Source organism: Mycobacterium appelbergii (assembly GCF_032883035.1).
In the GTDB taxonomy this organism is placed as follows: Bacteria; Actinomycetota; Actinomycetes; order Mycobacteriales; family Mycobacteriaceae; genus Mycobacterium; species Mycobacterium appelbergii.
In genome coordinates, this window is sequence record NZ_JAMQTH010000008.1 from 20,476 (window position 1) to 39,109 (window position 18,634).

At 64.9% G+C, this 18,634-nt stretch carries 18 protein-coding genes; 14 read left to right on the forward strand and 4 right to left on the reverse strand.

The genetic code is table 11. The features are described 5' to 3' along the window. Positions 1 to 31 precede the first annotated feature (31 nt). The 11 genes from M1247_RS19000 to M1247_RS19050 are packed head-to-tail and all read left to right on the forward strand — an operon-like array spanning position 32 to position 9,643. A complete protein-coding gene (locus M1247_RS19000) occupies positions 32 to 1,012 on the forward strand; it encodes a sugar ABC transporter substrate-binding protein (RefSeq protein ID WP_317157938.1) in 981 nt (326 codons plus the stop codon). Between the two features lie 14 nt (positions 1,013 to 1,026). Then, a complete protein-coding gene (locus M1247_RS19005; RefSeq protein WP_317157939.1) occupies positions 1,027 to 2,616 on the forward strand; it encodes a sugar ABC transporter ATP-binding protein in 1,590 nt (529 codons plus the stop codon). Positions 2,617 to 2,632: 16 nt separating this feature from the next. Beyond that, entirely contained in the window at positions 2,633 to 3,427 is a 795-nt protein-coding gene (locus M1247_RS19010) for an SDR family NAD(P)-dependent oxidoreductase (protein ID WP_317157940.1), read from the forward strand. 41 nt (positions 3,428 to 3,468) lie between these two features. Next, positions 3,469 to 4,281: an SDR family NAD(P)-dependent oxidoreductase gene (locus tag M1247_RS19015; protein WP_317157941.1), complete on the forward strand. Its 813-nt coding sequence runs from the start codon at positions 3,469 to 3,471 to the stop codon at positions 4,279 to 4,281. Further along, entirely contained in the window at positions 4,278 to 4,598 is a 321-nt protein-coding gene (locus M1247_RS19020; RefSeq protein ID WP_317157942.1) for a YciI family protein, read from the forward strand. The genes M1247_RS19015 and M1247_RS19020 overlap by 4 nt, the downstream gene beginning before the upstream one ends. Next, positions 4,595 to 5,677: a zinc-dependent alcohol dehydrogenase gene (locus M1247_RS19025; protein ID WP_317157943.1), complete on the forward strand. Its 1,083-nt coding sequence runs from the start codon at positions 4,595 to 4,597 to the stop codon at positions 5,675 to 5,677. Before M1247_RS19020 ends, M1247_RS19025 begins: the two co-directional genes overlap by 4 nt. Before the next feature lies 1 nt (position 5,678). Continuing rightward, on the forward strand, positions 5,679 to 6,635 hold the full coding sequence (gene trxB, locus M1247_RS19030; protein WP_317157944.1) for a thioredoxin-disulfide reductase: 957 nt from the start codon (positions 5,679 to 5,681) through the stop codon (positions 6,633 to 6,635). A 42-nt stretch (positions 6,636 to 6,677) separates the two neighbouring features. Next, positions 6,678 to 7,979: a histidinol dehydrogenase gene (gene hisD / locus M1247_RS19035; RefSeq protein WP_317157945.1), complete on the forward strand. Its 1,302-nt coding sequence runs from the start codon at positions 6,678 to 6,680 to the stop codon at positions 7,977 to 7,979. Beyond that, a complete protein-coding gene (locus M1247_RS19040; RefSeq protein ID WP_317157946.1) occupies positions 7,976 to 8,428 on the forward strand; it encodes a nuclear transport factor 2 family protein in 453 nt (150 codons plus the stop codon). The genes hisD and M1247_RS19040 overlap by 4 nt, the downstream gene beginning before the upstream one ends. Beyond that, the gene (locus M1247_RS19045; protein WP_317157947.1) at positions 8,425 to 9,195 is read left to right on the forward strand and encodes an SDR family NAD(P)-dependent oxidoreductase; all 771 of its coding nucleotides are present in this window, start codon (positions 8,425 to 8,427) and stop codon (positions 9,193 to 9,195) included. The genes M1247_RS19040 and M1247_RS19045 overlap by 4 nt, the downstream gene beginning before the upstream one ends. Before the next feature lie 25 nt (positions 9,196 to 9,220). Beyond that, positions 9,221 to 9,643, forward strand: coding sequence for a nuclear transport factor 2 family protein (locus M1247_RS19050; protein ID WP_317157948.1), 423 nt, complete (start codon positions 9,221 to 9,223; stop codon positions 9,641 to 9,643). Between the two features lie 276 nt (positions 9,644 to 9,919). Here the strand turns inward: M1247_RS19050 and M1247_RS19055 are convergent, their stop codons facing one another. Continuing rightward, positions 9,920 to 10,774, reverse strand: a complete 855-nt coding sequence (locus M1247_RS19055) for a mycofactocin-coupled SDR family oxidoreductase (RefSeq protein WP_317157949.1) — start codon at positions 10,772 to 10,774, stop codon at positions 9,920 to 9,922. Positions 10,775 to 11,022: 248 nt separating this feature from the next. Here M1247_RS19055 and M1247_RS19060 point away from each other — a divergent pair, with 248 nt between their 5' ends. Then, positions 11,023 to 11,457, forward strand: coding sequence for a nuclear transport factor 2 family protein (locus M1247_RS19060; RefSeq protein ID WP_317157950.1), 435 nt, complete (start codon positions 11,023 to 11,025; stop codon positions 11,455 to 11,457). On the opposite strand, the gene M1247_RS19065 is transcribed toward M1247_RS19060, so the two are convergent. Genes M1247_RS19065 through M1247_RS19075 form a run of 3 tightly spaced genes read right to left on the reverse strand, consistent with a single transcriptional unit; the run spans position 11,454 to position 15,678 of the window. Continuing rightward, positions 11,454 to 13,043 (reverse strand): diol dehydratase reactivase ATPase-like domain-containing protein, encoded by a 1,590-nt coding sequence (locus M1247_RS19065; protein ID WP_317157951.1) that lies wholly within the window; start codon positions 13,041 to 13,043, stop codon positions 11,454 to 11,456. The genes M1247_RS19060 and M1247_RS19065 overlap by 4 nt on opposite strands. Beyond that, positions 13,040 to 13,399 (reverse strand): diol dehydratase small subunit, encoded by a 360-nt coding sequence (locus tag M1247_RS19070; RefSeq protein ID WP_317157952.1) that lies wholly within the window; start codon positions 13,397 to 13,399, stop codon positions 13,040 to 13,042. The genes M1247_RS19065 and M1247_RS19070 overlap by 4 nt, the downstream gene beginning before the upstream one ends. Further along, positions 13,396 to 15,678, reverse strand: a complete 2,283-nt coding sequence (locus tag M1247_RS19075; protein WP_317157953.1) for a propanediol/glycerol family dehydratase large subunit — start codon at positions 15,676 to 15,678, stop codon at positions 13,396 to 13,398. Before M1247_RS19075 ends, M1247_RS19070 begins: the two co-directional genes overlap by 4 nt. Before the next feature lie 258 nt (positions 15,679 to 15,936). Between M1247_RS19075 and M1247_RS19080 the strand changes: the two genes are divergently transcribed. Continuing rightward, positions 15,937 to 17,370 carry an APC family permease gene (locus M1247_RS19080; protein ID WP_317157954.1) on the forward strand — a complete coding sequence of 478 codons (1,434 nt, stop codon included), beginning with the start codon at positions 15,937 to 15,939 and terminating at the stop codon, positions 17,368 to 17,370. A 120-nt stretch (positions 17,371 to 17,490) separates the two neighbouring features. Next, positions 17,491 to 18,549, forward strand: a complete 1,059-nt coding sequence (locus M1247_RS19085) for a PucR family transcriptional regulator (protein WP_317157955.1) — start codon at positions 17,491 to 17,493, stop codon at positions 18,547 to 18,549. Positions 18,550 to 18,634 lie beyond the last annotated feature (85 nt).

Consider the following 18,634-nt stretch of genomic DNA (forward strand, 5'->3'; position numbering starts at 1 on the left):
CCATCGCAGCAGTACAACCAGGAGAGCAGTCATGCCAGTCCATCGTTTCCAGCGGCGTGTGACACGCACCGCTGCAATAATTCTCGGCGCACTCACCCTGACGCTGGCCACCGCGTGCGGTCAGGCACCGGGTGGCGCCGACGACCCAATGCGGGTTGGAGTGGTGCTGTTCAACACCGATCTCCCGTCGTTCGCTCCACTCATAGCCGGGATCACGGCCAAGGGCGAGGAGCTCGGGGTCGAAGTGGACATCCAGAATGGCCAGCTGGATCCGGCTCGGCAGGCACAGTTGGTGCAGCAGTTCGTGACTCGACGCGTCGATGCGATTGTGATCAGCGCCAGTGATGCCAACGCGATTGTGCCGGCGGTGCGGCAGGCCAATGCGGCCGGCATCCCGGTGTTGGGTGTGACCAATGACATCGGCGAGGGCGGGCAGCGGCTGACCTATGTCGGGTCGGACAATGTGGCGTTCGGTGAGACCTTGGCCCGAGGTGCGTTGGTGGCGGCGAGACCGGATGCGAAGGTGGCCGTTATCCTTGGCGCGTTGGGGACGTCCTCGGAGCGGGAGCGCACTGAAGGTGTCGAGAAGTTCGTGGCCGCCCACCCGGGGATGCAGGTCATTGCCAAGCAGACCGCGAACTGGGACAACGCGCAGGCACTCAAGGTTGGTCAGGATTTGTTGGCGAAGTATCCGCCGGGGACTCTGGACGCCATCATCTGTGAAGGACCCGAGGGAGCGACTGCAGCGAAATACGCTGCCAGCGCGGGGCGTACCGACGTGAAATTCATCGTCGGTGACACATCGCAGGATGTGAAGGCGCAGTTGGAGTCGGGCAGCATCGCCGCGACGGCGTTCCAGAACTTCTTCGACCAGGGTGGCACGGCGATCCAGTACGCCGTCGACGCTGCTTCCGGCCGGGAGGGTGAGGTGCCCCAGCCCAACGCCTACGCCCCGATCGAGCTCTACACCGCGGCTGACGTCCAGAAGATCCCCGACAACTCCCTGTTCTGAGCCTGGAGAAACCGATGACGCACTCAGTGGAGCAGCGACCGCACACCGTACAGCACGAGGATGACGATCAGCCGCGCCTCGAAATGCGGTCGATCACCAAGGATTTCCCAGCCGGACGGGTACTCCATGGTGTGGACCTGACCGTCCATGCCGGCGAGGTCCACGCCCTGGTGGGGGAGAACGGTGCCGGCAAGAGCACTCTGATGAAGATCCTCGCCGGCGTACACGCCGACCACGGCGGCACCATTGCAGTGGACGGCGCCGAGCTGGAGGGCAGCTCGCCGGCAGCCATGCTGCGCGCCGGCATCGCGGTGATCTACCAGGAGTTCTCCCTGGTGCCGGACATGACTGCGGCACAGAACATCGCGCTGGGACGTGAACCTGGTGCGCCGATTCCCGGCCTGATGCGGCACCGGGTGGCTCGGCGGCGCAGCCTCGCAGAACTTGCCGAGATCGGCATAGAAATCCCTGCCGACATCCCGGTATCCGAGCTACCTGTTGGGCAGCAGCAGATGGTCGAAATCGCCAAGGCCGTGGCGCGTCGCGCCAAGATCCTGGTCATGGATGAGCCGACCGCGCGGCTCTCGGCCGCAGAGCGCGAGCGACTTTTCGGAATCATCGCGATGCTGTCTGCGCGTGGCGTGGCCATCATCTACATTTCACACTTCCTGGAAGAGATCCTGGCCGTCTGCGCGACGGTGACCGTGTTGCGGGACGGGCACCGGATCACGACCTGCGATCTCGACGGCCTGGACCAGGGCAAGATTGCCCACCTCATGGTCGGCGACAAGTTCGAGGCCATGACCGAAGGAGTCGGGCGAGGGGCACGGGCGATCGACTGCACTGACGCCGAGCCGGCACTTGAGGTGCGGGACCTTTCGGTCGAAGGTGTGCTCGCGCCGGTCACTTTGACGGTGGGCCGCGGCGAGGTGATGGGCTTCGCCGGCATTCAGGGCTCCGGCCGCACGGAACTGGCGCGTGCATTGGTGGGCGCGATCGAGGGAATCTCCGGGCAGGTCAGCATGAGCGACTACACCGGAAGGCCCAAGAATCCGCGCCACGCTGCCGATATCGGACTGTTGATGCTGCCGGGCAACCGTAAGAGCGAAGGCATCATCGAACAACGATCGATCAGAGCCAACATTGAACTGACCGCGCTTCGAGGTGCCTTCGCGCGACGCGGCTGCGTACGAACACGACACGTCAACTCCTCCGTCGAGGATCTGATGACCCGCTTCGCGGTGCATCCCAAGAACCCCGATCTGCAGATCACCGCGCTCAGCGGCGGAAACCAGCAGAAAGTCCTGTTCGCCCGGGCTGTCGCCGCGGCGCCGAAGGTCCTGATCCTCGATCAGCCCACGGCCGGAGTCGATATCGGTGCCAAGGCCGAGCTTTATGCCCAGATCGAGATGCTCGCCGACTCCGGGGTCACCGTCCTGGTGTTCAGCGATGATCTCGAGGAACTGCTCCAGCTCAGCGACCGGATCGTGCTGATGCGCAAAGGAATCGCCGCAGCACCCGCCCCAGCCGCGACGTTCGACAGGACAGCGCTGCTCGCCGCGATCACCGGAGATTCCGCATTGTCCACCAAAGCAGTTTCCTGAGAAGAGGAGAACACAGATGACAACACCCACAGCCACCGCCACCGCTCGGCTGACCGGAAAGGTTGCGATTGTGACCGGCGGCGCCGACGGTATCGGACGTGCCACCTGCCTACGGCTCGCCGAAGCCGGCGCCACGGTCGTGGTACTGGACCGGGACGGCGCCAAGGCTGCCGAAGTGGTGGCCACCATCGAAGCCGCAGGTGGTCGAGCTCTGGCCGTCATTGCCGACGTCACCGTGGAAACCGAAGTAAACAAAGCGGTTTCGGATGCCGTCGAGAAGTTCGGCCAGATCGACGTGCTGGTCAACAACGCCGCCATCCCCGGCGCGCAAAAGCCAACCCATGAAGTCACCGAGGCCGAGTTCGACGAACTGTTCGACGTCGATGTCAAGGGCGTGTTCTTCTGTACCAAACATGTCATTCCGCACATGCAGGCCGGCGGCGGCGGCAGCGTCATCCACATCTCGTCGATCAACGGCCTTGTCGGCAACAAGGATGTGCCGCTGTATCACGCCGCCAAAGGCGCGGTGCGCTTGATGGCCAAGACCGATGCCGTGGTCTACGCCGAGGACAAGATCCGTTTCAACTCTGTACATCCCGGATCGATCCGGACCGCGCTCAGCGAAAGGCTGGCCGCGGTCCACCCGGATGGACCTGATGCGTACTTCAAATGGTTGGCCGACATGCATCCGCTCGGCCATCAAGGCGAACCCGACGATATCGCTTACGGCGTCGTGTACCTGGCGTCCGATGAATCGAAATTTGTCACCGGCACAGAACTGGTGATCGACGGCGGGTACACGGCGCAGTGACGCCGCAGAACGCCGCTGACCCACAACACAAGGAGGAACTCATGTCCCACAACTTCGTTGCGCCACTGCTCGGCAAGGGGGCGGTTGTCACCGGCGCAAGTTCCGGCCACGGGCGCGCCATTGCGTTGGCGTTGGCCGCGGCCGGCGCCGGTGTGGTTTGCTCCGATATCCGCAAGTCCGCGCTGGCGGGCGGATTCGAGCCCGATCTCGACATCGACACCGACGACCTGATCCGTCAACGCGGCGGCAAGGCCGAGTACGTCCAGGCCGACGTCACCCGTGCCGAGGATCATGACGCCGCCGTCCGTGCCGCAGTGGAGGCCTTCGGCAGTCTGGACGTCTACGTCAACAACGCCGGCGCATTCCTGGGCAACTACTCGGTGGTCGACGAGCCCCGCGAAACCTGGGACAAGACCTTCGAGATCAACGTCACGGGAACGTGGTTGGGCTGTAAGGCGGCAATCCGCCAGATGGTTGTTCAGGAGGCCCGTGGCCGCTCACGCGGGAAGATCGTCAATGTCGGTTCGATTGCCGGTGACATCGGCCAGGCCGACCTGGGCGCCTATTCCGCATCCAAAGGAGCCATTCACAACCTCACCCGAGCGGTCGCCATCGAGAACGCCCCGCATCGGATCAATGTGAATGCCGTGGCGCCAGGTTACTTCCCGACGGCGATGAACCGTGCTGCCTTTGACGATCCCGAGACCCTCGCCAAGATCCAGGCCCTGCATCCCTGGCCCGAACTCGGCGTACCCGACGACGTCGCCGCAGCAGTGGCGTTCCTGGCCTCGCCCGGCGCCGACTGGATCACCGGTGTCATCCTGCCGGTCGACGGCGGGTTCCTGGCGACATGACGGTGATGTTCGTTGCACTGTCGACGTATACCAAGCCGCTCGAGAACGTCGACACCACCAGAGCACAGCACCTGGATTGGATTGCTCAACAGTATGAGTCGGGACGTCTGCTGGTGTCGGGCCGACAGAATCCGGCGGTCGGAGGAGTGATCATCGGCCGCGCCGACAGCGTCGACGCCTTTCGTGACCTGCTCGCCGACGATCCGTTCGTCCGAAGCGGTGTGGCCGAGTACCACGTCGTCGAGTTCGAACCCACCGCGGCCGCCCTGGAAACCCCCGGCTTCGCCGCGTTCGTCAACGCAGGGAGCGACAGATGAGGGCAGCAGTACTGCACGGCGCCGGGGATGTGCGCATCGAGACCGTCGCCGACCCGTCGGAGCCGCGCAACGATGAGGTGCTCATCGAAGTCATCCGCGCCGGCATCTGCGGTTCCGATGCCGCCGAATTCAGTCGCGGGCCGGTGGTCACACCTCTGGATACCCCCAATCCGCGCAGCGGTCACCACGGGCCCGTCATCCTCGGGCACGAATTTGTGGGACGCGTCGTCGCAGTCGGCGCCGGCGTCGGCTCCCTTGACATCGGACAACGGGTGGTGCCTGGGGCAGGTGTGTGGTGCGGCGCATGCTCGTGGTGCCGGCAGGGGCGTCCCAATCTGTGCGAGCGGTACTACACCCTGGGCCTGCAGACCCACGGTGGCATGGCCGAATTCGTGACCGCCCCGGCCCGCATCTGCCTCGAGGTGCCCGACGAGTTGAGTGATGACAGCGCGGCGATGACGCAGCCGTTCGCCGTGGCGCTACACGCACTGGACCGCGCCCGGCTCGCAGCGGCCGACACCGTGTGGATCAATGGCGCGGGAGGGATCGGCGGCTTCCTCGTCGCCGGAGCGGCAGCGCGCGGCTGCAGAACGATCATCGCCTCCGACATCTCACCTGAACGCCTGCAATTGGCGACGTCGCTGGGCGCCACCCATGTCCTCGACGCGACCGTCGACGATGTCGGCGCCGCGGTCAGCGAGATCACCTCGGGCGGAGTCGATGTGGCCGTCGAGGCGTCGGGCGCACCTCGCACCCTCGCCACCGTCATCGCGGCCACCCGCCGTGGGGGACGTGTGCTGCTGGTCGGGCTTCCCAAGCAACCGCCCACGGTCGATACCGCCGACATCGCATTCCGAGAGCTCGACCTGATCGGCACGGTGGCCCACATCTGTGACCGCAACATCCCCCAATCGCTCGATATCCTCCGGGCGACACCGTCGCTTGGGGGGGCCGCCGACCGCGTCATCGGCCTCGACCAGCTGGTCGACGACGGTCTGGTCCCGCTCTGCGCGGGCGCCGTCACCGGCAAGGTGCTCGTCGACGTGACCGCCAAAAGCACAGCAACAAAGGAAAAATGACGTGATACACGAAGTCATCATCATCGGATCGGGACCGGCGGGATACACCGCCGCCGTGTACGCGGCACGTGCCCAATTGGCGCCGCTGGTCTTCGAAGGAACCCAATACGGCGGCGCGTTGATGACCACCACCGAGGTGGAGAACTATCCCGGCTTCACCGACGGCATCATGGGGCCGGAACTGATGGACCAGATGCGCGAGCAGGCCATTCGATTCGGTGCGCAACTGCACACCGTCGATGTCGATGAGGTGCGGCTGGACGGTGATGTCAAAGAGGTGACTGCCGACGGTGTGACCTACCGAAGCCGCGCGGTCATCCTGGCGATGGGCGCGGCTCCGCGCTACCTCGGCGTGCCAGGGGAGCAAGAACTGCTCGGACGTGGTGTCAGCTCCTGCGCTACCTGCGATGGCTTCTTCTTCCGTGATCATGACATCGCCGTCGTCGGCGGGGGAGACTCGGCCATGGAGGAGGCCACCTTCCTCACCCGCTTCGCGCGGTCAGTCACTGTCATTCATCGCCGCAACGAATTTCGTGCCTCCAAGATCATGCTGGAGCGCGCCCGCAACGACCCGAAGTTGCGGTGGCAGACCGGTAAGGCCGTCGCCGAGGTCGTCGGTTCCGACGGTGTGACGGCGCTGCGATTGCGGGATACAGCCGACGGGAGCGAAAGCGTGATCGATGCGACGGCGATGTTCGTGGCCGTCGGACACGACCCGCGCAGCGGCCTGGTGCACGGCCAGGTGGAGGTTGACAGCGACGGGTATGTCCGCACCCGCACCAACTCGACCCACACCGACGTCGAGGGTGTGTTCGCCTGCGGCGACCTCGTCGACCGGACCTACCGGCAGGCGATCACGGCGGCGGGGTCCGGTTGCGCCGCTGCGATCGACGCCGAACGCTGGCTGGCCGGACACGCCGAGCCGGTCAGCGAGCGGGAACTGTCCGCTCTCGGTTGAGTTCGCCCTCGCCAATCACCCGAATAACCAAGGAGTTTCGTCATGACCGAATACCTGAAGTCAGCGCCGCCGACCACGACCGATGCCGAACACGCCCGTAGCGTGCGAGACACGGTGACGGCGGTGATCGCCGACGTACGGGACCGTGGTGATGCCGCGGTCCGTGACTATTCGCAGCAGTTCGACAAGTGGTCGCCGGAGAGTTTCCGCCTCAGCGAGGGGCAGATCACCGAAATCATCGACACCGTGCCTGACCAGGCGCTCGCCGACATCAAGACGGTACAGGACCGCGTGCGTACCTTCGCTGTGCACCAGAAGAACTCGCTGAGCGACTTCGAAGTGGAAACCGATCCTGGAGTGTTCCTGGGCCAGAGGAATATTCCGGTGGCCTCTGCCGGCGCCTATGTGCCCGGCGGCCGGTACCCGCTTGTCGCGTCGGCACACATGACCGTGGTGACCGCCAAAGTTGCCGGTGTCGAGCGCGTAAGCGCCTGCACGCCGCCGATCCGCGGCGAGATTCCGGCCGCAACTGTTGCGGCGCTGCACCTGGCCGGAGCTGACGAGATCTTCCTGCTCGGCGGCACGCAGGCCGTTGCGGCGCTGGCGATCGGTACCGAAACCATCGGGAAGGTGGACATGCTGGCCGGCCCGGGTAATGCCTACGTGGCCGAGGCCAAAAGGCAGCTGTTCGGTGAGGTCGGCATCGACCTGTTCGCCGGTCCCACAGAAGTGCTCGTCATCGCCGACGAGTACGCGGATCCCTTCGTCGTCGCGGTCGACCTCCTCAGCCAGGCAGAGCACGGGCCCGATTCCCCGGCCGTGCTCATCACCACGTCGGCGGCGCTCGGGCGAACCGTGATGGAAGAGATCGACAAACTCCTCGTCGACATGCCGACCGCCGACTTCGCCGAACCGGCCTGGCGCAACCACGGTGAGGTTGCCGTGGTCGAAAACCTCGACGCCGCATACGTGCTCGCTGACCGTTACGCCAGTGAGCACGTGCAGATCTTGACCCGCCACCCGCGCGAAGCGCTCGAGAAGATGCGCAACTATGGGGCGCTGTTCCTCGGGGAAGGCACGTGTGTGTCGTACGGTGACAAGGTGATCGGCACCAATCACACACTGCCGACGCGCGGCGCGGCGAACTACACCGGCGGGCTGTGGGTGGGCAAGTACCTCAAAACAGTCACTTATCAGGAGGTCACCGAACCGGGCGCCAGTGCCGCGCTCGGAACACTGTGCGGACGTGCCGCGCGTGTCGAGTCCTTCGAAGGTCACGCCCGTTCGGGTGACGTGCGCGCCCACAAATTCGGCGGCGCTGAACTCGCATGGGCGCAGCGGTGACCGGCTCAGCCTCGGGCTCGTCGGCGATCGAGGTGCTCCTGGAGTTCTACCGTGCCGAGCGGATCTACATGGCTGCCGGTGGGGTTGCCGCAGGGGTGAGTTTCGACGACATGGGTGCCGCCCTCGACCCCGAGGTGGTCCTACATCAGTCCCCGGACCTGCCGTGGGGTGGGGATTGGATCGGCTACGAGGGCTTCAAGGGCTGGTCGACAGAGATGAGCCGGCACTGGGACATGGTCGATGTGCAGGACCCGGCGTTCTTCGAGAACGGCGATCAGGTGATTGTGTCGTGCCGATTGGTGACCCGTTCACGACTGACGGGTGAGTCACTCGACTATCCGATGGCGCAGCTGGTCACCGTGCGAGAGGGCCGCATCACCGAATTCCGGGCGTTCTATTGGAACGTGCCGCACTATCGCCGCGCCTGCGGCCTCGGTGATCCGTCGTGACGGCATCGGGCGCCGGGTACGACGGTCTGAGTCTGGCGGGTAAACGCGCAGTGGTCACCGGGGCCGGCCGAGGGATCGGCCGGGCGGCGGCCGAACTGCTGGCCGCGAGAGGTGCCGAGGTCATACTGCTGGCGCGCAGCTTGCCCGAACTGCAGGAGGTGGTCGCCGGAATCATCGCTGCGGGAGGTCGGGCCGAAGCGATCGCGACCGACGTTGTCGAAGACGCCGCACTCACTGCCGCGTTCGAGAAGATCGGCACCGCCGACCTCCTGGTCAACTCAGCCGGAACGAACAGGCCGAAACCATTCGTCGACGTCACACCCGACGACCTCGACACCCTGATCGGGCTGAACCTGCGGGCAGTGTTTCGGGTGACACAATTCTTCGTTCGTCAGGCTCTGAGTCGACGGGCCCCCGGCGTGATCGTGAACATATCCAGTCAGATGGGACACGTCGGTGCACCGGATCGGAGCGTGTATTGCGCAACGAAGCACGCTGTCGAGGGAATGACCAAGGCATTGGCAGTGGAACTCGCACCACAAGGGATTCGCATCGTGTCGGTGGCACCCACATTTGTCGAAACCGCAATGACTCGCCCGTTTCTCACCAGCCCCGTCGAATCGGACGCGCTGCTCGCCAAAGTACCGATCGGACGCTTCGGCACGGTCACCGAGGTGGCCGAAGTGGTGGCGTTCCTGGTGTCACCCGCAGCGGCGCTCGTTACTGGAAGCAGCGTGCTTGTCGACGGTGGCTGGGTCGCTCAATAGCAACACAAGTAAGGAGAATCAGGCAGTGAATGACAATGCGATAGCGGTATTGCAGCGGTTCTACGAAGCAGAGACGGCATATCTGGAATCCGAACCCAAGGACTTCTCGGTTATCGCGGTGACACTGCATCCGGATTGTGTGATGCACCAGCCCGATGCTCTTCCCTATGCAGGTCAATGGCGTGGCCACCAAGGTTTTGAACAGTGGATGGCGGCATTCTCGGAAGTTTGGTCCTCGTTGACAGTCACTGCGCCCCAGTTCTTTCCGTCAGGATCGGATGTTGTCTTCGTCCGTTCGACGGTCGAAGCGACAGCACGCGCAAACGGAGCGAAGCTGACCTGGCCGCTGTTGCAAATGATCACGGTCAAGGACGGACTCATCCTGGAGATCCAGCCGTTCCACTGGGACACGGCGGCCATCGCTGCGGCGCTACGACCGCGAACATGATCGCAATTGGCCAAAGCCACCACAGTTGCCACTGAGTGGCAGTTCGTCGTGGCCGCCGTCACCAGTGCTGCAGTCTTATCTTCGAATTCGCTGATCGACCCGCAGGAACGGCGCCCGCCGGAGCACCCACCGAAACACCCTGGGCTGAAGTCAGGTTCGATATCCGACTGGTGCGAGATCAGGCAGGAGTGTCGAAGTGACACTGACCTGGCCAGCGAAACGATAGGTGCGCTGGCCAGGTGGCTTGATAGCAAGTTCAGTCGACCGATCGGGTGCCTAGTCTGGGTTCAGCCCAGGGGTGAGCAGGAGTCCGGCGTCCACAGGGAGCTCGATGCCGGTGACGTAGCGCGATTCTTCAGATGCCAGCCAGAGCACGGCATCGCTGATGTCTTGTGGATCCACCCACGGTACTGGCATCGCATTCATTCGTTCGAATGCTGTTATCGCGTCGTTGCGGTCGGCTGCGGCGAGGTCGGGCCGCAGCCGCCGATACATCGGGGTGTTGTTGATCGTCGGCGTATTGGTGTTGCCAGGCTCGACCACGTTCACCCGAATTCCGCATGGTGCAAGCTCGAGTGCGAACTGACGAACCAGGCCGAGCACGCCATGTTTCGAGGCTGTGTACGCGGTGAGACCGCGTTGCGCTCGTTGTGAACACACCGATCCGGTGCAGATAATCGATCCCGGTATCTCTTTCTGTACCATGATGCCGGCGCTGGCACGGATGGTGTTGAAGACACCGGTCAGGTTGACGGCGAGCGTATCAGCCCAGGTCGTGTCTGAGGTCTGCAGCGCCTCGGCGATAATCGTGATGCCCGCGTTGGCGACGCAGATGTCGATACTGTCGAACGTTGCCGCAGCATCGGCGGTGAACCGGTCCACTTGGGCAGAATCGCGGACGTCGACAACGGCGGCGACGCATTTTGCTCCGAGTGCTTCGACATCTCGCTGCGTCTGCCATAGCTCCGTGATGTCGCCCATCGGATATGCGACGTCATCGACGCTGCGGTCGGTATCGAGTATGGCAAGGGACGCGCCGGCGGCTGCTAGAGCCAACGCATGCGATCGGCCCTGGCCTCGGGCGGCACCGGTGACGAGGGCGACCTTTCCCTCGAGGTTTCTGACTTTCATGTGAGGTTCCCTTCAAGAGTGCCAATGCATCTCAAGCCTCATTGGCCATCTCTGATTCACCAACTGACGCCTGCCGCTCAGTGGGACGTGTGCTCAGACAGTGATGGGAACGAGGGTGGAACGTGATGCTCGACCACAACGTGTTCCGGAATGTGGCGGCTCAGTATGTGCTTGGCCTCGGCAAGCCCAACGACACGCCGCGGAAGCTATTACGGTATACATTTCCGTAACGACTGAGGGGACGCGACGTGACCGACGACATCGAGGCGATCAAGCAACTGAAGGCCCGCTACTGCCGATTTCTGGACACCAAGGACATCGACGCGTGGCGCGCGTTGTTCGCCGAGGATGTCGTCGTCACGTTGGACATGGCCGTGTCGACCGGCGGCGCCGACCCGCAGACCGCTCCGCCGCTGAACGGTTTCGAAGAATTCTTCCCCGTGGTGTGGGGCGGGGTGGAGCACGCGGCGACGGTGCACCACTGCCACACGCCCGAGATCGTGTTCACCTCCGACGCGACCGCCACGGGCATCTGGGCGATGGAGGACATGCTGTTCTTTCCCGACGGCAGCGAACTGCATGGGGCGGGCCACTACCACGAGATCTACGAAAAGCGGGACGGGGCATGGAAAATCACGAGCCTGCACCTCACCCGCACGCTATTGAAATTCAGTAAGCCCTAGACCCCTCGGACTGCGAGCACGACGAGCCCGTACGCCACGGCGAAGCGATGGCCCAGCTGCCCCCGGATGTTGCCACGCCCGACAGCGACCTGGTGGCCGAGCTGTTCGCTGACTGCGCGAACCAGTTCGTCGTCACCGGCTCCGCCGCCCACGAGCAGCACCCCGCCCGTACCGGGGGCCGCCTGCGCGATACCTCTCATCACATTGCCGCCGATGACCAACCGCTTGGCCGCGAGTCGCCAACTGCGCCATTCCGCACCGGAAAGCCGCGACGTGAACGGCAGCAGACCACTCGGCGCAGCGGTCAACAACCACCCGGTGCACCGGCCGTCGATCGGCTTGTCGAGAAACTGTCGGCGACTGTGCTCGTCCTCGATGAGCTGGACGGTGACAGCGGTGACGGCCTCCGCACGTTTCGCATATTCGGCCGCGCTTCTGGAGATGTCCAGTGCGGTGGCGGTGGCGGTGGTGAGAAGCTGCCCCGCGCCTGGCAGCACGACGCGGGAGTCCTCAGTCACGACGTCGACGGTTCCGCCTCCGACGTCCACCACGGCGACGTCGGACGTGACGCCGGGGGTGGTGAGGGCACCGACCCGGGCCGCGGCGGCTTCCGATCCGATCCGCGTCACCGGAACCCCCAGGGCGTGGCTGAGCGCATCGGTATCGGCGGGCGCTTCTTGCACGTCGCCCATTGTGGCCGTCACCAGACTGTCCACGGCGATCGACCCGCGTCGCGAGTTGGCCTGTGCGGCAATATCGGCCAGGTGGACGGTATAGGTCAGATCAGTCTCGGTGTCCGACGGCACGTCCGGCTGGGACGTCTGCCCGGGCGACGCGTCGCACAACGGTTTCGGGCTGTCGAGAGCGACCACCGCGCACGCACTGTCGAAAAGCTGATCGGCGACGACGCGGGCGTCGACACGTTCGGCATCGTCGAGGCCGAACACGTCGGCGAGCCAGAAGGGGTCGGTAAGCCGTTGCAGCGGTGTCAATCCCTGGCGCACCTCTACCGCGACCAATGTCGCCGACAGCAGGGTCGGCACGTCAATGTCATCAATGACCGGCAGGGCAGTCCGTAGTCGGTTGGAGACCAGCACGGCCTCGTCGTTGGTCGTCAGCACCGCGACCACGTTTCGGCCGTCGTCGACTGCCGCATTGACGAGCTCGGCCACCTCGCGGTACCCCTGATCTCGGCCCGCGCAGGCGACGATCGGGTTGCCGGGGTCGGCATGGCCGAGATGTTCGACGGGCACCGGAGTCCCGACACCGGCGGCATCGCCGGCGGTGGTCGCTGCCGACCGGGTGACTATGGTGAGCCGTCCGGTGTGTCGCGTCTCGAGTCGGACCTGTTGGACAGTGGAGTGGACGGGTGAGGTCGGGGCGAACGCGGCCCGTCCGATGACCAGTCCGTGCGCATCCGCCAGCCGGCGGGCGAGTTGTGCGGCTCCTTCAACGGCCCGTACCGATCCCTTGCCGCCGCGTGTCGGAGTACGGGCACTGGCCAGCACGTCGAGTCCGTCGGCCCCGCCGCATAGAACCACCTCGGTGGTGGCGTTGCCGATGTCGACTCCGGCCCAGATGGTCATCGCAACAAGCCGCGCCGCCGGTAGACCGCGGCGGCCTCACGCACGAACTCCGCGCAGATGTGTGCCTCCTGCGCGGCGAGTCGCTGTGCCAACTCCTCAAGCTCCGCGGACGTGGAACGCCCCGGTCGCAGCGCCTCATACGCCGCGAGCATGTCCTGGGAACTCAGCGCGGTCATCTCGGCTGCGCGTCGAAGGTTCAATGCCAGTTGGGCAGATCCGGTGCTCTCAGCGGTGTCTGCCTGAGTCAACAGCGTTTCCCGGCTGATTCGAATGTCGTCCAGGGTCAGGTCCCCGCCACGGGCAGCCTCGACAGTCACCTCGTCGACGCTGCGACCCGAGTGTGAAGAGGTGGTCATCGCTTGAACTCCATTTCTACGTTCGTGCCGACTTGGTCACCAGTGCGGAGGACGGACTGCTCACGCTCGATGGCAACCATCGCCACCACCTTGGTGTGGTAGCGAGCGGTGATCGCCTCTTCCGTGTAGGCGTTGCGCATCGGGGCGGGCGTGGCGCCCTTGGCATGCCGCCCGGCATTGATTCCGATCAGCCGATACATCTCCGGGGTGATCAGCGGCGCGATGCTGAGCAGTTCGAGGTTGGCCAACGGTGACAGGTCGCGGCGGTGGATGATCGTCGTGCCCTTGGCCTGCAGTCCGACCGCGATCCCGGACCCGGACAGCTGCGCCGCGGACTTCCCGATCGCGCCCAGGTCAACGCTGTCGGTGATCCGCACCAGCCGGGGCATGCACTGTTCCTCTTCCAGGCCGGCGAAGATCTGTTCCAGCACGTCGTAGATGGTCAGACCGGAGAGCGTGCGAAACAGCTTGGCCCCGAACGCGGCTGAGACGCCGACGACGACCTCGCGCGGATCCTCGCCGAGCAGCGCAGGGCCGACCACGGCCAAACGGTCCGGCTGAGCGAAAGTCGCCTGCTCTCTGACGAGGTCGGAAACCGACTGTGCCTGCCGCACGGTGTCGATCTGGGCTTGGCGCTCGGCCGACGGTCGATATCCCGTTCCCGGTCCGCGGTAGTCGTTGGGGTCCTTCAATGCCGACAACACGTTCATCTCCTCGTCGAAGATGGCGGCGATCTGCAGGTAGTCGCCGTTGACCCTGGCCCGGGCCATGCCGAGGACGCGGTCGGCGATGTCACCGAATCCGGTCTCGGCGAGCGCGCCGACCACGTCGAGCACCGTGAGCCCCGACTGCTCGATCATCCTGGCGGCGCTGAGCACCTTGACCCCGTCGGTCTCCGGAAGATCCTTCGAACCCTCGGCTCCGACAACGGCTTCCACATGTTCGTCGTCGAAATCCGCGAGGCCGAGGTACTCGAACACCGCACGGGTGGCTTCGGCGGCCTGGCGGCGCATGGACTCCAGCGTGGTCGGGTCGACCGACCGCAAGCCGCCATCGACCCCCCAGTCGCGCTGCAGCACAAGGTAGTCGTCGAGATCGGCGGCGTTGAAGTTCGATGGCCCGAACATGTTGTCGTAGGCCGCAACCGAGCCGAATCCGGAGAAGATGAAGTCCGATCCGGACAGCAGCACCGGCAACGTCCGGCTGGTCCGGCGCATCGTCGACTCGGACATCAAACTGTCGTTGCCGCTGCAGGATTCCAGGCCGCGAAGCATGACCATGAGGTTCTCGGCGATCAGTTCCCGAACACCTCCGGGCACCGATGCCGTGATGCCTGCACCGTCGATGCCGCCGTTCTGCACTCCTTGGGCGCCGATGCCCTTGGCTAGTGCTACGCACCGGGACTCCAGGTAGTTCATGGACTTTCGTTCGGCCTGGCCCATGAGCACCTCGGAGCCCGCCCCACTGGACAGCCGCATCTTGATTCCGCGCGAGGCGTAGGACGAGGTCAGGAATGCCTTCGACCATGGCGTGTCGTCGCCATCGGTGAAGACCTGCTCGGTGCCGTAGACCGACACGGTCTCGGCGTAGGAGACCAATCCGCGCACACCGAGCTCCAGCTCACGGGCTTCCTCGACCGAGCACTGGGTCAGTGCGCCGGGGGCAGGCACCTGGGAGCCGATCAGCAAACCCACGGCCACCGCAGGGGCGTCGTCCAGAACCGGGACGGTCGCCTCCAATTCGCGGAAGCCGTAGACCACGGCAGTGGCCGCATCGGCCGCTATCAGCAATGGATCGTCGAGACGATTGGTCACGTGAGCCTGGTTGGCGGGAGTCCGGCGGGCGCGCATCTTCATCATCGCCATCTGGATCTCAACGGGCTGCAACATCGCCACGACCCGGGCCATCTTGGCGGGGGTGAGTCCCGCACAGACTCGCAGCACCTGTTCGCGGGGAACGCTCGAGTCGACGATCAGCCGAGCCAGGTCGACCTCGTCCAGCGCCATCGACCGCGGCGCCTCGGTGTGGTCGATGGCATAGCGCACGACGAACTCGTCGATGGTGTCGAAGTCAGCGGCGGGGGTCGAGTCCATCTCCAGCACGGTGCCGTCGTCGGCCACTACCCAGGACGGTTCCGGGTCGTGGGGCGAAAGATGCGAGATCATTCCCAGGTCCGGGTCGGCCTCTGCGAACCCGTCGAGGTTGACGCGCTGCTCGTCCAACATCCGAATACGTCCCAGCCGGTGGTCCTGCTCGATCTCGGTGTTGCTCGGGTGCATGGCGCTCGCCGTACCTCTCTTGTTGCGTGACGGGCTCAGCATCGACTGAATGCCCGCGTCGGAACAACGAGGTGCGGGGACCTTCCAACAATCTGTTTGAGGCGGGTCCGGGTTCAGTGGGTCGGTGTGACCGGGCCTACAACAAGATGTTGGAAAGTGTCGTAGCGCTCTGGCAGATTGCTCGTCGTTCTCACAGACTTGCCCGGAACTCGACGGAGCCGGCGAACTGCGACTCCCTGGCAGAGGAGGATCAGCCACATGTCTGACGTCGTCAACGCGGACGACACAGGTGCCCGCGAAACGTCATCGGAAGGCCGTGCCGGCAAATTGCGCGGCAACCTCGGTGTCCCCGCCATCGTCCTGATGGTGGTCGCCGCTGCGGCGCCGCTTTCGACCATCGGTGGGAACGTCCCGATCGGGATGGTGCTCGGCGAGACCACGGGTATCCCGGTCGCCTTCCTGGTCGCGGGTGTCATCTTCCTGCTCTTCGCGGCCAGTTTCGTCGCGATGTCGAAATACGTCACCGACACCGGCGCCTTTTACGCCTACATCCAGAAGGGCCTTGGCCGTGCGGCCGGGGCGGGCGCGGCCGTGCTCGCGTTGCCTGCCTACATGGCGACCCTGCTCGGCGTGTCGGCCTACGACGGAGTGATCCTGGCCGGTCTCATCGAGCGATTCGACGGACCGGCGATCCCCTGGTGGGTACTCACCGGGGTGGTGCTCGCGATCGTCGGTTGGCTGGGCTACCGCGACATCGATCTCAGCGCCAAGGTGCTGGGCATCTTCCTGGTCTCTGAGGTGGCCATCCTTGTCGTCCTCGACCTGGTCATCGTCATCCAGGGAGGCGAGCAGGGCATCACCGGCGACTCCTTCACCCCACAAGGTATTGCCGGTGGGTTCGGCATCGCCCTGCTGTACGCCCTGTGGGGTTTCGTCGGTGTCGAGGCGACCGCAGTCTTCCGGGACGAGGCCAAGGACCCGGACCGCACGGTGCCGCGCGCCACCTACTGGGCTGTGGGAATCGTGGCCAGCTTCTACGCCTTCTCGAGCTGGGCCCTCATCGAGGGCAACGGCGGTCCGGACGCCGTCCAGGCGGCCAAGGACGATCCCGACAACTTCATGGTGAACACGGCGCAGCAGTACCTCGGCATGCTGGGGCGTGACCTCACCACCGGATTCTGGTTCATCAGCGTGTTTGCCTGCGCACTGGCATTTCACAACATCTGTTCGAGGTACGCGTTCGTGCTGGGGAGAAGCGGCGTCCTTCCGAAACGGTTCGGTCGTGTCCACGGGCGCCACGGTTCACCGGCGAACGCCTCGATTCTGATCAGTGTGTTGTCGTTCGTGATCATGGCCATCCTCGCGGGGCTGAAGCTGGACCCGGTATTGCAGATCTTCGGACCGCTCGGCGGCCTGGGGATCCTGGGGCTGGCGATCCTGTGGCTGCTGACGACGATCTCTGTCGTCATCTTCTTCAGCCGTCGCGGTGGTTCGCCGCGCATCGTCGTGCTGGCGTCGATCGCCACGCTGGCCCTGGCCGCGGCTCTGGTGCTGGTCGTGTCGAACCTGACCTTGGTCGTCGGTGGGAGTTTCACGCTCGCGGTGACCTTCGGGGTGCTGCCGCTGTTGCTTCTCGGACTCGGAATGTTGCTCAGTCGGCGCTCGTCGGAGGATCTGACCTCAGTATCCTGACGTTGACGCGGTCGCCGGCCGGCAACCACCTGCCCGCGCAGGTGGTTGCCGGCCAACCGTGTCTTACCGGAAGCGCTGATACCGTCGGGCCGAAATGGTCGATCAGGAGAAAGGTCCAAGATGTCTCGGGATTCGCCGCTGACCGTGGCGGCGGCCTTGACCGTTCCGCCACTGGATCAGGGTGCTGTCCTTGCCGGGCACCACGGACTGACGCGCGATGTCCTCTGGGTGGACATCATCCATGCGCCTGCCGAATCCTTTGTCCGTGCCGGCGACCTGGTGCTGACCACCGGAGTCGACGTTCATCAGCCGGGCGTGCGAGATTTCCTCACCTATCTTGTCTCCTCACCGGCGGTCGGCGTGGTGTTGAGCCCTCCACCCGGGATCGACATCCACAACCTCCTCAACTCGCTGATCCCGTTCGCCGATCGACATGGTTTTCCGGTGGTGCTGCTGCCCTGGGAGATCGCCTTCGCCGATGTCCAGAAAAGCCTGCTGCCCCTGGTTTCGCCGTCACCGCCCAGCACCACGGTCCAGATGGCCATCGGACGCCGCGAAGGTGACGACGGCAGGTGGAACGACGTCGCAGACGCCTTCGCCGACGCGCTGCACGAGTTGGCGCTGGCGACAGGCGTGACGGTCAATTCGTCTGTCACCGACGACCTCGTGATGAGTCATTTCTCGTCGGCGTTGGCGGAGTCCACGGTGTCCGGACTGGTCGAGTCAGCCCGGCAGGCCAGCGGCTTTCCGGAGCACCTCGCGAGCTGGGTGCTGCTGCCTCCCGAGCGCGGCCAGGCCGTCACCATGGCGGCGTCGGCGCCTTCGTCGGTACCGGACGGCCCGGTCGGTCCGCGTCAGTTCGCCGAGGTGCTCCGCCAGCATCCGCGAAGCATGGCGACAATCCTGCAGACGCTGCGGCCTCTCGTCGATTACGACCGGACGCGGCGCGGACAGCTCGTGCACACGTTGGAAATCCTGCTGAACGAGGCCACGAACATCAGCGCAGCTGCCCGCGCGCTCTACCTCAACCGGCACTCGTTGCTGTACCGGATAAAGCTCATCGAGGATCTCACCGGGCTTTCCCTCAAAAACCCCGCCGACCGCTTCCAACTGGAGGTGAGCGTGCGTGTTCACCAGATCAATGAGGCACGCATCGACGGCGTCCACTCGACTCCTTGACCGGCCTGCTGCAGGAAATCCGCGGGGGCCGTGGGGAGTTCAACGAGGTGATCCTGGTGGGCCTGCGTCCGGTTCGCCGTTCCGG

Excerpts from the sequence above, each read along its gene's own strand:
- M1247_RS19080 (WP_317157954.1), top strand. The coding sequence starts at position 15,937 with ATGTCTGACGTCGTCAACGCGGACGACACAGGTGCCCGCGAAACGTCA.
- M1247_RS19005 (WP_317157939.1), top strand. The coding sequence starts at position 1,027 with ATGACGCACTCAGTGGAGCAGCGACCGCACACCGTACAGCACGAGGAT.
- M1247_RS19055 (WP_317157949.1), bottom strand. The coding sequence starts at position 10,774 with ATGAAAGTCAGAAACCTCGAGGGAAAGGTCGCCCTCGTCACCGGTGCC.
- M1247_RS19075 (WP_317157953.1), bottom strand. The coding sequence starts at position 15,678 with ATGCACCCGAGCAACACCGAGATCGAGCAGGACCACCGGCTGGGACGT.
- M1247_RS19000 (WP_317157938.1), top strand. The coding sequence starts at position 32 with ATGCCAGTCCATCGTTTCCAGCGGCGTGTGACACGCACCGCTGCAATA.
- M1247_RS19020 (WP_317157942.1), top strand. The coding sequence starts at position 4,278 with ATGACGGTGATGTTCGTTGCACTGTCGACGTATACCAAGCCGCTCGAG.
- M1247_RS19065 (WP_317157951.1), bottom strand. The coding sequence starts at position 13,043 with ATGACCATCTGGGCCGGAGTCGACATCGGCAACGCCACCACCGAGGTG.
- M1247_RS19015 (WP_317157941.1), top strand. The coding sequence starts at position 3,469 with ATGTCCCACAACTTCGTTGCGCCACTGCTCGGCAAGGGGGCGGTTGTC.
- M1247_RS19010 (WP_317157940.1), top strand. The coding sequence starts at position 2,633 with ATGACAACACCCACAGCCACCGCCACCGCTCGGCTGACCGGAAAGGTT.
- M1247_RS19070 (WP_317157952.1), bottom strand. The coding sequence starts at position 13,399 with ATGACCACCTCTTCACACTCGGGTCGCAGCGTCGACGAGGTGACTGTC.
- M1247_RS19085 (WP_317157955.1), top strand. The coding sequence starts at position 17,491 with ATGTCTCGGGATTCGCCGCTGACCGTGGCGGCGGCCTTGACCGTTCCG.
- M1247_RS19025 (WP_317157943.1), top strand. The coding sequence starts at position 4,595 with ATGAGGGCAGCAGTACTGCACGGCGCCGGGGATGTGCGCATCGAGACC.
- hisD (WP_317157945.1), top strand. The coding sequence starts at position 6,678 with ATGACCGAATACCTGAAGTCAGCGCCGCCGACCACGACCGATGCCGAA.